Annotated in this window: 12 protein-coding genes; 10 read left to right on the top strand and 2 right to left on the bottom strand. The window is 73.2% G+C overall.

Features of this window, described 5'->3' with window-relative positions; genetic code table 11:
- Positions 1–90: 90 nt before the first annotated feature.
- The 6 genes from rsmI (at position 91) to ACZ5DC_RS15685 (ending at position 5,846) form a co-directional block, all read left to right on the top strand.
- A complete protein-coding gene (gene rsmI / locus ACZ5DC_RS15710) occupies positions 91–939 on the top strand; it encodes a 16S rRNA (cytidine(1402)-2'-O)-methyltransferase (protein ID WP_351790207.1) in 849 nt (282 codons plus the stop codon).
- Positions 940–1,177: 238 nt separating this feature from the next.
- On the top strand, positions 1,178–1,555 hold the full coding sequence (locus ACZ5DC_RS15705; RefSeq protein ID WP_468653013.1) for a hypothetical protein: 378 nt from the start codon (positions 1,178–1,180) through the stop codon (positions 1,553–1,555).
- A gap of 49 nt (positions 1,556–1,604) precedes the next feature.
- Positions 1,605–2,504 carry a TatD family hydrolase gene (locus ACZ5DC_RS15700; RefSeq protein WP_468653011.1) on the top strand — a complete coding sequence of 300 codons (900 nt, stop codon included), beginning with the start codon at positions 1,605–1,607 and terminating at the stop codon, positions 2,502–2,504.
- 165 nt (positions 2,505–2,669) lie between these two features.
- Complete coding sequence (locus ACZ5DC_RS15695; protein ID WP_468653009.1) at positions 2,670–4,013, top strand: ubiquitin-like domain-containing protein; 1,344 nt, start codon at positions 2,670–2,672, stop codon at positions 4,011–4,013.
- A 61-nt stretch (positions 4,014–4,074) separates the two neighbouring features.
- The gene (rsmA, locus tag ACZ5DC_RS15690; protein ID WP_468653007.1) at positions 4,075–4,956 is read left to right on the top strand and encodes a 16S rRNA (adenine(1518)-N(6)/adenine(1519)-N(6))-dimethyltransferase RsmA; all 882 of its coding nucleotides are present in this window, start codon (positions 4,075–4,077) and stop codon (positions 4,954–4,956) included.
- On the top strand, positions 4,953–5,846 hold the full coding sequence (locus ACZ5DC_RS15685; protein ID WP_468653005.1) for a 4-(cytidine 5'-diphospho)-2-C-methyl-D-erythritol kinase: 894 nt from the start codon (positions 4,953–4,955) through the stop codon (positions 5,844–5,846). The genes rsmA and ACZ5DC_RS15685 overlap by 4 nt, the downstream gene beginning before the upstream one ends.
- 12 nt (positions 5,847–5,858) lie before the next feature.
- Here the strand turns inward: ACZ5DC_RS15685 and ACZ5DC_RS15680 are convergent, their stop codons facing one another.
- Positions 5,859–6,476, bottom strand: a complete 618-nt coding sequence (locus ACZ5DC_RS15680; RefSeq protein ID WP_468653003.1) for a Uma2 family endonuclease — start codon at positions 6,474–6,476, stop codon at positions 5,859–5,861.
- 183 nt (positions 6,477–6,659) lie between these two features.
- On the opposite strand from ACZ5DC_RS15680, the gene ACZ5DC_RS15675 reads away from it, so the two are divergent.
- From ACZ5DC_RS15675 to ACZ5DC_RS15660, 4 genes are all read left to right on the top strand, one after another.
- On the top strand, positions 6,660–8,468 hold the full coding sequence (locus ACZ5DC_RS15675) for an ABC-F family ATP-binding cassette domain-containing protein (protein WP_468653001.1): 1,809 nt from the start codon (positions 6,660–6,662) through the stop codon (positions 8,466–8,468).
- A gap of 235 nt (positions 8,469–8,703) precedes the next feature.
- Positions 8,704–10,575: an outer membrane protein assembly factor BamB family protein gene (locus tag ACZ5DC_RS15670; RefSeq protein WP_468652999.1), complete on the top strand. Its 1,872-nt coding sequence runs from the start codon at positions 8,704–8,706 to the stop codon at positions 10,573–10,575.
- 103 nt (positions 10,576–10,678) lie between these two features.
- Positions 10,679–12,505, top strand: coding sequence for an outer membrane protein assembly factor BamB family protein (locus ACZ5DC_RS15665; RefSeq protein WP_468652997.1), 1,827 nt, complete (start codon positions 10,679–10,681; stop codon positions 12,503–12,505).
- A gap of 150 nt (positions 12,506–12,655) precedes the next feature.
- The gene (locus ACZ5DC_RS15660; protein ID WP_468652995.1) at positions 12,656–13,345 is read left to right on the top strand and encodes a helix-turn-helix transcriptional regulator; all 690 of its coding nucleotides are present in this window, start codon (positions 12,656–12,658) and stop codon (positions 13,343–13,345) included.
- Positions 13,346–13,442: 97 nt separating this feature from the next.
- On the opposite strand, the gene ACZ5DC_RS15655 is transcribed toward ACZ5DC_RS15660, so the two are convergent.
- On the bottom strand, positions 13,443–13,787 hold the full coding sequence (locus ACZ5DC_RS15655; RefSeq protein WP_468652993.1) for a hypothetical protein: 345 nt from the start codon (positions 13,785–13,787) through the stop codon (positions 13,443–13,445).
- Between the last annotated feature and the right edge of the window lie 11 nt (positions 13,788–13,798).

Here is a 13,798-nt window from a genome sequence, read left to right as displayed (position 1 = left end):
ACACGGTCGGCTCCGTCCCGCTCGCGGCCGCCCGGCGACGGCCCCGGGAGCCCGGGCGGGCGGCCCGGGATTCCCTGGGAGGATGGGGGTGTGACTGGAACCCTTGTCCTGGCAGGTACCCCCATCGGCGACATCGCGGACGCGCCGCCCCGGCTCGCCGAGGAACTGGCCGGCGCCGACGTGGTCGCCGCCGAGGACACCCGGCGGCTGCGCCGGCTCACCCAGGCGCTGGGCGTCACGCCGAAGGGCCGCGTGGTGTCGTACTTCGAGGGCAACGAGTCGGCCCGCACCCCGGAACTGGTCCAGGAGCTGCTCGGCGGCGCGCGCGTGCTGCTGGTGACCGACGCCGGGATGCCCTCCGTCTCCGACCCCGGCTACCGCCTCGTCGCCGCCGCCGTCGAGCAGGACATCCGGGTCACCGCCGTGCCGGGGCCGTCCGCCGTGCTCACCGCGCTCGCCCTGTCCGGGCTGCCCGTCGACCGCTTCTGCTTCGAGGGCTTCCTGCCCCGCAAGGCCGGGGAACGGCTGTCCCGGCTGCGCGAGGTCGCCGGCGAGCGGCGGACCCTCGTCTACTTCGAGGCCCCGCACCGGCTCGACGACACCCTCGCCGCCATGGCCGAGGTCTTCGGCGCCGACCGGCGGGCCGCCGTCTGCCGCGAGCTGACCAAGACGTACGAGGAGGTGCGGCGCGGTCCGCTGGCCGAGCTGGCGCGGTGGGCCGCGGAGGGCGTGCGCGGCGAGATCACCGTGGTGGTCGAGGGCGCGCCCGAGACCGGGCCCGAGGAACTGGACGCCGAGGAGCTGGTGCGCCGGGTGCGGGTCCGGGAGGAGGCCGGCGAGCGCCGCAAGGAGGCCATCGCGGCGGTGGCGGCGGAGGCGGGACTGCCGAAGAGGGTCGTGTTCGACGCGGTGGTGGCGGCCAAGCGCGCCGCCGGGTGAGGCGGGCCGTCGTACAGGCCCCCGCGCCCCCGCGGAGCGCCGCCGCGCGCCCCATGAGGGGGCAAAAGGCTGGCGTCGATGGCAAAGCACAGCCGTCTCATTCGCGACCGTTTGGCAAGCGATGTCCAAATCGCCTCCAACACTCGACAGCCCTGCTGCGCCCGCGCCGGTGGAGGCGTCCACTGGTCGAAGGGACGCACCCGTCCAGAGGGACGCACCCGTCCGACAGGGAGCTGGCATGAGTGACATAGCAGGGCGGACCGGTCTTCGCGCCACAGCCACAGCCGTCGTTCACGAGTCGTACTCGTTCGCCTGCATGCGCTGCGGGCACGGCTGGGAGCAGTCGTACGAGATAGAGCACCACACGAACGCCCAGGGGGAGGAGTTCGTGCTGTACGTGGCCGACGGCCAGGTCGTGCCGTCGCCGCTGAGCCGGCCGTCCTGCCACAACTGCGACGGCCATGTCGTACGGATCATGCGCGCGGGCCAGGTCTCCGCGGTGCGCGGCACGGCCGAGCGGCGGCACCACCCGGTGCCGCAGGCCGGCCCGGTCGGCGCGCCGCACCACTGGCACCTGTCCGACCTGCTGCACCCGTTCCAGCGCAAGGCGGGCTGAGCGGATCGCCGGCCGTTCGACGGCATGCCCCTTTCCGTAGGATCGGAACATGCCTTCGAACGCCGGTCACAGCCCCAAGGACGCCGACAAGAACGCGGCACCGCCGCTGCCCCAGCCCTTGGCGGTGCCCGTCGCCGACTCCCACACCCACCTCGACATGCAGTCCGGCACCGTCGAGGAGGGCCTGGCGAAGGCCGCCTCGGTGGGCGTCACGACGGTCGTCCAGGTCGGCTGCGACCTCAAGGGCTCGCAGTGGGCCGCCGAGACGGCGGCGGCGTACGAGAACGTCCACGCCACCGTCGCCCTCCACCCCAACGAGGCCCCGCGCATCGTCCACGGCGACCCGGACGGGTGGTCGCGGCAGGGCGCCCGGGAGCCCGGCGGCGACGCGGCGCTGGACGAGGCCCTCGCCGAGATCGACCGGCTGGCCGGGCTGCCGCAGGTGAAGGGCGTCGGCGAGACGGGCCTGGACCACTTCCGCACCGGCCCCGAGGGCAAGGCCGCCCAGGAGCGCTCCTTCCGCGCCCACATCGAGATCGCCAAGCGGCACGGCAAGGCGCTCGTCATCCACGACCGCGACGCCCACGCCGACGTCCTCAGGATCCTGAAGGAGGAGGGCGCCCCCGAGCGCACCGTCTTCCACTGCTACTCCGGCGACGCCGAGATGGCCCGGATCTGCGCCCGCGAGGGCTACTTCATGTCCTTCGCCGGCAACGTCACCTTCAAGAACGCCCAGAACCTGCGCGACGCCCTCGCCGTCGCCCCGCCGGAGCTGGTCCTGGTGGAGACCGACGCGCCCTTCCTCACCCCGGCGCCGTACCGCGGACGGCCCAACGCGCCGTATCTCATTCCGGTCACGGTCCGCGCGATGGCCGCCGTGCGCGGGGTCGACGAGGACGCGCTGGCGACGGCCCTCGCCGCGAACACGGCCCGCGTCTTCGGCTACTGACCGCCCGTTCCGGGGCCCCGGACGTCCGGCCGGGCCGCCCGTCCGGGGCCCCGGCCACCCGTTCGGGTCGCCACCGTCCGTAGTCGCGTCGCTTTGGAGAGTGACCGGCGCTCCGCTAGGTTCTGGGGGCCCGATCCGGACCCCTGGCCCCTGGAGCGTGTCGGCGTGAGCACGTCGCCGTACGAGACGTACGACCCCTACGGCCCTGACGCCCCCGTCCCCACCGCGGAGACGCTGCCGTTCGGCATCCACGAGGACACCTACCGGCCCGCCTACGAGGCCGAGGCGTACTTCGTCACCGAGCCGGCGCCGCTGCCCCGGCAGACGCCGGCCCCCCGGGCCGGGGTGTCCGAGGAGGCGGAGGAGACCGGCGGGCGGGTCCCGCGCCGGCGCCGGACCCGCTACGGCGAGCGCCCGGACTCCACCGTGCGCCGCCTGCTGCCGCAGGCGCTGGTCGTGGCCTTCCTGGCCGGCGGCACCACCGCCTTCGTCGCCAACGACAAGGCGGTCGAGCTGAGCGTCGACGGCAGGCAGCGCAGCCTGCACACGTTCGCCGACGACGTGGGCGAACTGCTCGCCGAGGAGGGCGTACGCGTAGGGGCGCACGACATGATCGCGCCCGCCCCCGGCACGGCGCTCGCCAGCGGCGACGCGGTCGCGGTGCGCTACGGGCGCCCGGTGCGGCTCACCCTGGACGGCCGCCGGCGCGAGGTGTGGACGACGGCGCGCACGGTGGAGGGCGCGCTGGACGAGCTGGGGGTGCGCGCCGAGGGCGCGTATCTGTCGACCTCGCGCTCCCAGCGCATCGGACGCGCCGGGCTCGCGCTCGACGTGCGCACCGAACGCGCGGTCACGGTCCTGGCGGACGGCCGGACCCGCACCATCCGCACCAACGCGGCCACCGTCCGGGAAGCGGTCGAGGAGGCCGGGATCACGCTGCGCGGCCAGGACACCACCTCCGTCCCGCCGGACAGCTTCCCGCGCGACGGGCAGACGGTGACCGTGCTGCGGGTGAGCAGCACCCGGGAGATCCACGAGGAGCAGATCCCGTTCGCCGTCGAGCGGACCGCGGACCCCACGGTCTTCCAGGGCACCGAGGTCGTCGCACGGCCCGGGCAGCCCGGACTGCGCCGGACCACCTATCGCGTGCGCACCGTCAACGGCGTACGGCAGAGACCGCGGCCCGAGAGGTCGGAGGTGGTGCGCGAGCCGCGCGCACAGGTGATCAAGGTGGGCACCAAGCCCCGGCCGCCCGCCGTGAGCGGCGCCGACGGCCTGAACTGGCGGGCGCTCGCCGCCTGCGAGTCCGGCGGCCGGCCCGACGCGGTCGACCCCTCCGGGACGTACGGCGGGCTGTACCAGTTCGACACCCGCACCTGGCAGAGCCTCGGCGGCGCGGGCCGTCCCCAGGACGCCTCGGCGGAAGAACAGACGTACCGGGCGAAGAAGCTGTACATCCGGCGGGGGGCGACCCCGTGGCCGCACTGCGGGGTGAGGCTGCGGGGGTAGGGGGGCCCTGGCTCCGGCGCACCTGGCGACCCGGCCCGGTACGGCCCCGTACCCTTGTCCCGTGAGCAGCCCCACCCCAAGCCCCACCCCCGATTCCCTCCTCGGTCCCGCCGACATCCGCGAACTCGCGGCGGCGCTCGGTGTCCGTCCCACCAAGCAGCGCGGCCAGAACTTCGTGATCGACGCCAACACGGTCCGCCGTATCGTCCGTACCGCCGAGGTCCGCCCCGACGACGTGGTCGTCGAGGTCGGCCCGGGGCTGGGCTCGCTCACCCTCGCGCTGCTGGAGACCGCCGACCGCGTCACCGCCGTGGAGATCGACGACGTCCTCGCCGCCGCCCTCCCCGCCACCGTCGCCGCGCGCGTGCCGGACCGCGCCGACCGCTTCGCGCTGGTCCACTCCGACGCCATGCACGTCACCGAGCTGCCCGGACCGGCGCCGACGGCCCTGGTGGCGAACCTGCCGTACAACGTCGCCGTCCCCGTGCTGCTGCACATGCTCGACACCTTCCCGAGCATCGAGCGGACGCTGGTGATGGTGCAGTCCGAGGTCGCCGACCGGCTCGCCGCCGCGCCCGGCAACAAGGTGTACGGCGTGCCGTCCGTGAAGGCCAACTGGTACGCCGACGTGAAGCGGGCCGGGGCCATCGGGCGCACCGTCTTCTGGCCCGCGCCGAACGTCGACAGCGGGCTGGTGTCCCTGGTGCGGCGGGCCGAGCCGGTCAAGACCACCGCCTCCAAGGCCGAGGTCTTCGCCGTCGTCGACGCGGCCTTCGCCCAGCGCCGCAAGACCCTGCGGGCCGCGCTCGCCGGCTGGGCCGGGTCCGCGGCGGCGGCCGAGGCGGCCCTGGTCGCGGCCGGGGTCTCGCCGCAGGCGCGCGGGGAGTCGCTGACGGTGGAGGAGTTCGCGCGGATCGCCGAGCACAAGGAGGCGGGCGCGTGAGCGTCACGGTCCGGGTCCCGGCCAAGGTCAACGTCCAGCTCGCGGTCGGCGCCGCCCGCCCCGACGGCTTCCACGACCTCGCCAACGTCTTCCTCGCCGTCGGGCTGTACGACGAGGTCACGGTGACCCCCGCGGACGAGCTCCGGATCACCTGCGCGGGCCCGGACGCCGCCCAGGTCCCGCTGGACCGCACCAACCTCGCCGCGCGCGCCGCGATCGCGCTCGCCGCGCGCCGGGGGATCGAACCGAACGTCCACGTCCACATCGCCAAGGACATCCCGGTCGCCGGTGGCATGGCGGGCGGCAGCGCGGACGGCGCGGGCGCACTGCTCGCCTGCGACCGGCTGTGGGGCACGGGCGCCTCGCGCGCCGAACTGCTGGCGATCTGCGCGGAGCTGGGCAGTGACGTGCCGTTCAGCCTGGTCGGCGGTGTGGCGCTCGGGGTGGGGCGTGGTGAGCGGCTGACGGCCCTGGAGGCGGGCGGCACCTTCCACTGGGTCTTCGCGATGGCGGAGCGGGGGCTGTCGACGCCGGCGGTGTTCCGGGAGTTCGACCGGCTGGCCGAGGGCCGGGAGATCCCGGAGCCGGTGGCCTCGGCGGAGCTGGTGGCGGCGCTGGCGAAGGGGGACGCCGAGGCGCTGGCCGCCTCGGTCTCCAACGATCTCCAGCCGGCCGCGCTGTCCCTCTTCCCCGAGCTGGCCGGCACGCTGGCGGCGGGGCGCGGGGCGGGTGCGCTCGCCGCGCTGGTCTCGGGATCCGGGCCTACGACGGCCTTCCTGACGCGGGACGCGGAGTCGGCGCAGAAGGTGGCCGGGGCCCTCGGGGCATCGGGGACGTGCAGGGCGGTGCGGGTGGCGGTGGGGCCGGTGGCGGGGGCGACGGTGCTCTGAGCGGTGGGCGGCTCAGAGGGAGTCGATTTCCGTCAGGTCGATGTCGATGTCGAACGGGACGGACAGTTTCAGCCGGTCGTGGTGGATGCCGGTGACAGTGTAACTCTTGGTAACCGGATCACGCTCGTACACGTAGACGACCGGCCGCTCGTCCTCTCCCACCATCTCCACCAGCCAGAAGTGATCGATCCCCGCGGCTGCGTACTTGCGCGGTTTGGTGTCACGGTCGCGGGACTCCGAATCCGGCGAGACCACCTCCACGGCGAGGACCACATCGGCGGCTCGGAACGAGGTCTGGCTGCGGCTGGCGACTGCCTCTGAGTGGAGCACGGAGACGTCCGGCTCGGGCCCGTTTTTGCGGTCGATGACAACGGTCATCTCGCGGCGAACCTTGAACCTCGTCGGCACTGTACGGCGGAGGCCACTCACCAGCAGGTCGATGACAATGCTGTGGAAATCCCGCTGCGGGCTCCCGAAGACCAGGCTCCCGTCGATCAACTCGGTGTGCGGCGGGAGGCCGGGCAGGGTGAACAGGTCGTCCACCGTCCAGCCGTCCGCCGGAGGCACCGGCCATCGCGAGGACGGCTCGTCGTCGGGCGCGGCGGCCTCGGAGATCGGCTCGGCGGTCATGGTTCCTCCCATGGACGGGATCCTGCGGCCTGCCTTCCCACCGTAGCGACCCTTTCCCGATCACGTCATCACAAAGAGTGACAACCTCCTCGCGCCCCGCCCCCGCCCCCGCAGGCCCTACGCTAGAAGGCTGACCCACGCGGCGGAGCCGCACACCGTCACAGCCCCGCGCACAGGAGTGAAATGGCCGTCAACCTGGTCAATGTCGAGAACGTCAGCAAGGTGTACGGCACCCGTGCCCTGCTGGACGGTGTCTCGCTCGGTGTGCAGGAAGGGGACCGGATCGGGGTCGTCGGACGCAACGGCGACGGCAAGACCACCCTCATCCGGATGCTCGCCAAGCTGGAGGAGGCCGACACCGGACGGGTCACGCACTCCGGCGGACTGCGGATCGGCGTGCTCACCCAGCACGACTCCCTCGACCCCGCGGCCACCGTGCGTCACGAGGTCATCGGCGACATGGCCGACCACGAGTGGGCCGGCGACGCCAAGGTCAGGGACGTCCTGACCGGGCTGTTCGGCGGGCTGGACCTGCCGGGCTTCCCGAAGGGGCTGGACACCGTCATCGGCCCGCTGTCCGGTGGCGAGCGGCGCCGGATCGCGCTCGCCAAGCTGCTCATCGAGGAGCAGGACCTGCTCGTCCTGGACGAGCCCACCAACCACCTCGACGTCGAGGGCATCGCCTGGCTCGCCCGGCACCTGCAGAACCGGCGCTCGGCGCTGGTGTGCGTGACGCACGACCGGTGGTTCCTGGACCAGGTGTGCACGCGCATGTGGGACGTGCAGCGCGGTGACGTGTACGAGTACGAGGGCGGCTACTCCGACTACGTCTTCGCCCGTGCCGAGCGCGAGCGGATCGCCGCCACCGAGGAGGTCAAGCGGCAGAACCTGATCCGCAAGGAGCTGGCGTGGCTGCGGCGGGGCGCACCCGCCCGCACCTCCAAGCCGCGCTTCCGCGTGGAGGCCGCCAACGAGCTGATCGCGGACGTGCCCCCGCCCCGGGACAGCAGCGAGCTGATGAAGTTCGCCTCCTCCCGGCTCGGCAGGACCGTCTTCGACCTGGAGGACGTCACCGTGCAGGCCGGGCCGAAGGTGCTGCTCAAGCACGTCACCTGGCAGCTCGGCCCGGGCGACCGGATCGGCCTCGTCGGGGTCAACGGCGCCGGCAAGACCTCGCTGCTGCGCGCCATGGCCGAGGCCGCGCGGACCGAGGGCGAGGAGCAGCCCGCCGGCGGCCGGATCGCCGTCGGCAAGACCGTCAAGCTCGCCTACCTCTCCCAGGAGGTCGCCGAACTCGACCCGGCCTGGCGCGTGCTGGAGGCCGTGCAGCGGGTCCGGGAGCGCGTCGACCTCGGCAAGGGCCGCGAGATGACGGCCGGGCAGCTGTGCGAGACGTTCGGGTTCGGCAAGGAGAAGCAGTGGACGCCGGTCGGGGACCTCTCCGGCGGTGAGCGGCGGCGGCTGCAACTGCTGCGGCTCCTGATGGACGAGCCCAACGTCCTCTTCCTGGACGAGCCCACCAACGACCTCGACATCGAGACCCTCACCCAGCTGGAGGACGTCCTCGACGGCTGGCCCGGCTCGATGATCGTCATCTCCCACGACCGGTTCTTCCTGGAACGGACGACGGACCGGGTGTTCGCCCTGCTCGGCGACGGCACGCTGCGGATGCTGCCGCGCGGCATCGACGAGTACCTGGAGCGACGGCAGCGGATGGAGGAGGCGGTCGCCGCGCAGACCGCCGCCGCGGCGCCCAAGCCGGCCACGCAGGAGAGGAGCGCGGCCGACCAGCGCGCCGCGAAGAAGGAACTCCAGAAGATCGAGCGCCAGTTGGACAAGATCTCCGAGAAGGAGTCCAAGCTGCACGCCCAGATCGCCGACAACGCCACCGACTTCGCGAAGGTGGCCGGACTCGACGCCCAGTTGCGGGACCTCGCCGGGGAGCGCGAGGAACTGGAGCTGCGCTGGCTGGAACTGGCGGAGGACGCCTGATCCCTGACGCCCGCTCACGCGGGGGGCGCGAGCGCCGCGTGAAGGGGGCGTGAAGGCGCGTAACGACGGCATCACGGGCCGGTCGTCCCTTGGGAACAGGGGAGGACACGGCCCCGTGTGCTGTCCGTACCGGGTGATAGAAAGAGCCGTCTGAGAACAGTCTGAGAACGACCTTGAGTCCGTCACGAACCTCAGGGCGTGGCTAAAAATCAGTGAACGAGGGGGAAGAGCGCTGATGACTCAGCCGCCCGGCCAGCCGCCGCACGGCGCATTCGGCCCGCCGCAGGACCAGCCGCCGGGGGACCAGCCTCCGCAGGACCGGCCTGCACAGGACGAGCCTGCGCAGGCCGGCGGTTTCGGCCCGGCCCCGCAGACGCCGCCGGCCCAGGGCGGTTTCGGCCCCGCTCCCCAGGTCCCGCCGGTCCAGGGCGGTTTCGGCGCGCCGCAGCCGCCCGCCGGTCCTCCGCAGCAGACCCCGCAGCCCCCGCCGGGCTACGGCTATCCGCAGCCGGGCCCGTACGGCGCCGCCCCCGGCCCCTACGGCCACCCGCAGCAGTCCGGCCCCTACGGCCACCCGCAGCAGCCCGGCCGGTACGGCGCCCCGCAGCCCGGCTACGGTCACCCGCAGCAGCCGCCGTACCCGGGCATGCCCGGCGCCGCGCCCGGCGGGCCCTTCGACGGCAAGCGGGCCTCCCGGAAGAAGACCGCGCTGATCATCGGGTCCGCGGTGGCCGCGCTGTTCGTCATCGGGTGCACGGTGTTCGCGGTCACCGGCGACGACAGCGGCGGTGGCGGCACGAAGAAGCCGGTCGCCCGGCCAAGCGACGACCCCAAGAACTCCGCCACCGCCTCGCCGACCACGTCCGGCGGCGGTGAGGACCCGGAGAACCTCAACGAGGGCCGCCGGCCCGGCGAGGCGAAGGTGCTCTGGTACAAGCCGGCGCCCGACGCCCCGGCCTCCGGCGCCGACGCCCCCGGCATGTGGATCACCGGCGGCACGGCGGTGAAGGCGGCCTACAAGCAGGTCTTCGCCTTCCGCACCGGGGACGGCGGCACCGCCTGGGGCCCGCTCGCCCTCCCGCAGAAGATCTGCGCGGTCACCCCGCAGAAGTCGGCCGACGACAAGATCGTCGTGGCGTACATGAACGGCGGCGGCGACCGCGCCAAGTGCAACCAGCTCCAGCAGCTCGACCTGCGCACCGGCGAGAAGGGCTGGAGCGCCGAGGTCGCCGACGGCGGGCTGTTCGACAGCGCGCTCAGCGTCGAACTGACGGTCAGCGGCAAGACGCTGATGGTGGGCCGTTCGCAGTCGGGCACCGCGTACGACATCGACAGCGGCAAGAAGCTGTACGACAAGAAGAAGTACGGCGCGGCCTGCTTCCCGGCCGCCTTCGCGGGCGGCACCGGCCGGCTGATCCAGGTGGCCTCCTGCGGCGCCGGCACCGCCAAGGAGCACGAGGAGATCCAGGAACTCGACCCGGCGACCGGCAAGGTGCGCTGGACCCGGACGGTCAAGAAGGGCTGGGAGGTGACCCGCGCCTACTCGGTCGACCCGCTCGTGGTCTACCTGACCAACCGGGACAAGAAGGCCTGGAACATCTCCACGTTCACCGAGGACGGCACGTTCCGCTCGGAGGTGAAGGTGAACGAGAAGTTCGCCCCCCGCTGCGGCTGGGCCGTCCTCCAACGCGAGTTGCAGGGCTGCCAGGGCGTCGCGGTCGACGCCGGCATGCTCTACCTGCCCACCGACTCCACCGTCAGCGCCAACGAGATCGTCGCGATCAGCCTCTTTGACGGCAAGGCGAAGTGGCGGGTGAAGTCCCCGGCGGACCGGCCGATGGCGCCGGTGAAGGTCGAGGGCGGCAAGCTCATCGCGTACGTGCGGCCGTCGTACGACGCGGGCGGCCAGGTGGTGTCGGTGCCGGTCACGGGCTCGTCCCACAGGACCACCAGGCTCCTGCAGAACCCGCAGGGCGCCGCCGGCGCCGAGGACGCCTTCTACGACGGCGTCGTGGACTGGGCCGGCGGGCGGTTCTTCATCTCCTCGGGCCGGCTGTCCGGCGACGACCACTCGAAGGAGAAGCTCATGATGGCCTTCGGCAACTGAGCCCGGCGCGCCGCCCCGGCCGGCCCCCGCGCCGGCCGCGGCCCGTCCTTTTCGAGTCCCGCCCGCCGTACGGCCTTCCGAGCGTCACCGAGGTACCCGCGCCATGACCCAGCCGCCCCAGCCGCCCCCGAACCAGCCCTCCGACCAGCCGCCCGGGAACCAGCCGCCGGCCCAGCCCCCGCAGCCGCCGGCCCAGCCTCCCCAGCCGCCGCGGCAGCCGCAGCCGGGGTACGGCTATCCGCCGGTCCCGCCCCCGCAGCCGCCGCAGCCCGGTTACGGCTATCCCGGCGCGCAGCAGAACCCGTACGCGCAGCAGCCCCCGGCCCCCACCGCCCCGCAGTTCCCCGGCTACGGCGCCCAGCCGCACAACCCCTACGCCCAGCCCACGCAGCCCATGCAGCCGACGGGCGTGCAGCCGGGTTACGGCTATCCGGGCCAGGGGCAGCCGCCGACCGTGCCGATGGCGCCCCAGCCGGGGGCGGGCGGCGGCGGGCGGAACAACGCCGTGCTGTTCATCGTCGTCGCGGCGGCCGTCGCCATCGCGCTGATCATCGGCGGCGGCATCTGGTACGCCAGGTCCTCCGGGGACGACGGCAGGCACGGCACCGCGTCCTCCGGCGGCGGCACCGGCGGCCCGGACGACAAGGGTTCCGGGGGCACCGGCGGCGGCAAGGAGAAGGCGCCCGCCGACCCGTCCGCCCGGCTGCTCTTCGGGGTGCCGCTGCCCAAGGCGGACGACACGGTCAGCACCGCGGGCTCGTGGCTGACGGACACGGTGTACGCCAAGAGCGGCATCGCGAAGATCACCGGCTACGACCCGGTGAAGGGCACCGAGCTGTGGACGGTCAAGCTGCCCGGCCCGGTCTGCGCGGCCAGCAAGCACGTCGACGGGGACGGCCGGACGGCGGTCGCCTTCCAGCCGAGGATGCCGGCGAAGGGCTCGTCCGCGGGATGCAGTCAGGTCGCCGCGATCGACCTCACCGCGGGGAAGAAACTGTGGACGAAGTCGGTCAAGTCCGGTGACTACCCGGTCAACTTCGCCAATGTGACGGTCGCTCAGCACACCGTCGCGGTCGGCGGCACCGACGGCGGCGCCGCGTTCGACATCGAGTCCGGCAAGACGCTGTGGCAGCCGAAGCCGGACGACACCTGCCACGACGAGGGGTACGGCGGCGGCACCCGGCTGGTCGCGGTGCGCAAGTGCGGCGAGTACGACGACCCGCAGCTCGACATCCAGACCATCGACCCGGTCAGCGGCAAGGTGATCTCCGAGTACAGGATGCCGAACGGCGTCGCGTACGCCTCCGTCGTGTCGACCGACCCGCTGGTGGTCGCGGCCGACGTCGGGCAGAGCGCGGGCGACGGCAGCGGCGTCTCGGACTACTTCTCCATCGACGGCAGGACCGGCAAGCTGCTCGCCCGCATCCCGGCGCCCGGCGACACGTACGGGGGCCGCTGCGACGGCACCACCCGCGTCGAGGACTGCCGGCAGATCGTGGCGGGCAACGGCAGGCTGTACCTGATGACCGAGGCGCACGACGGCAAGGGCGAGTACACCCGGACCAACGAGATCGTCGCCTTCGACCTGAGGACCGGCAAGCCGACCGGCCAGCGCGCCGAGGCCGGCGACGGCTACACGCTCTCCCCGCTGCGCATGGACGGCGGCAGCCTGATCGCCTACAACGCGCCGCCGTACAACAGGGGCGGCCAGGTCGTCAGCATCGACGGCGGCTCGTTCAAGGTGACCAGGCTGCTGGAGAACCCGTCCACCAAGAGCGTGCGGGACTCCGAGGCCAACCTGCTGCCGGAGTACGCCGAACTCCGCTTCGGCAAGGGCCGGCTGTACATGTCCGCCGTGTTCGCCAAGGAGCGGGACATGTCGTCGTACAGCAAGGAGTACCTCGTGATGGCGTTCGGCGCGGACGGCTGATCCGCCGGCCTCACCTGAATGAGTGACTTGCCGAGAAGTGCCCCGGATTTCATCGATCCGGGGCACTTCTCATGAAGAGGGGCAGCGCGATGTCGAACAAGCGTGTAGCTTCCGGGGGCATGAAGGGCGGGGGGACTGGGGGGTTGCTCTATGGGAGTGCGGCTCATGGTCGTGGACGACCATCGGCTGCTCGCGGAGGCGCTGGCGTCCGCGCTGAAGCTGCGCGGGCACCGGGTGCTCGCCGCGGCGGCGCCGGCCGCGGGCGCGGCGGACCTCGTGATCGCGCGGGCGCCGGAGGTGTGCCTGCTGGGCACGGCGGCACCGGCCGAGCCGGGGATCTTCGACCCGGTGGTCAAGATCAAGCGGGAGCGTCCGCAGGTGGCGGTGCTGGTGCTGGGCCCGGTGACGTCACCGCGCGGCATCGCGGCGGCCTTCGCCGCGGGGGCGTCGGGGTACGTGCGGCACGACGAGCGGATCGAGGGGGTCGAGCGGGCCATCATGAAGGCCCGCGCCGGGGAGGCGGCGGTGGCTCCGCAACTGCTCCAGGGGGCCTTCGGTGAACTGCTGAACCCGGCCGCGCAGCCCGATGACGAGGCCCAGCGGCTGCTGGAGATGCTGACGCCGCGGGAGGTGGAGGTGCTGGTGCGGGTGGCCGACGGGGAGGACACGCGGCGGATCGCGGCGGGCATGGGCATCGCACCGAGCACGGCGCGTACGCACGTCCAGCGGGTGCTGATGAAACTGGGCGTGGGCTCCCGCCTGGAGGCGGCGGCCCTGGCGGCCCGGACGGGCCTCCTGGACCGAGCGGGCCCCGCGCGGGGCGTCGGCGGCCCCGGATAGGCGCCCCGCGGCCGAGGCAGCGCCCCGAAGGGGCGCGGGAACCGCGCGACCGGCCCCCGCGCGCCCGCGGTCGGGACACGGCCTGTCGGCCCCGGACCTACTCCTTCTCCTCCGGCAGACCCTCCGGAGGAAGCGGCGGGGGAGTGGGCCGCAGCTTCAGCCAGGCCAGGAAGAAGACGCCCAGGAGCAGCATGCCGATCCCGGTCCACAGATTGATGTTCACGCCCTCGGCCTTGTCGATCGCGGCCTGCGAGTCGGTGATCCCGGTGATCGTGACGATGACGCCGTAGACCACGAAGAGGCCGCCGATGATGCGCCGCAGGTCGAAGATGCGCGCCGCGGTCGCCGACTTGGTCTCCAGCTCGGAGACCTCCCGCTGGACGTCCTGCTCGCTGTAGTGCGGGCGACGGGCCCGCTCGGGGTGTTCAGGATGCTCGGTCATGGTTCCTCGAT

The sequence above is a fragment of the Streptomyces sp. NPDC031445 genome, from assembly GCF_055581365.1.
Note: the sequence above shows the minus strand (reverse complement) of the source record. Positions and strands in the feature narration are given on the sequence as shown.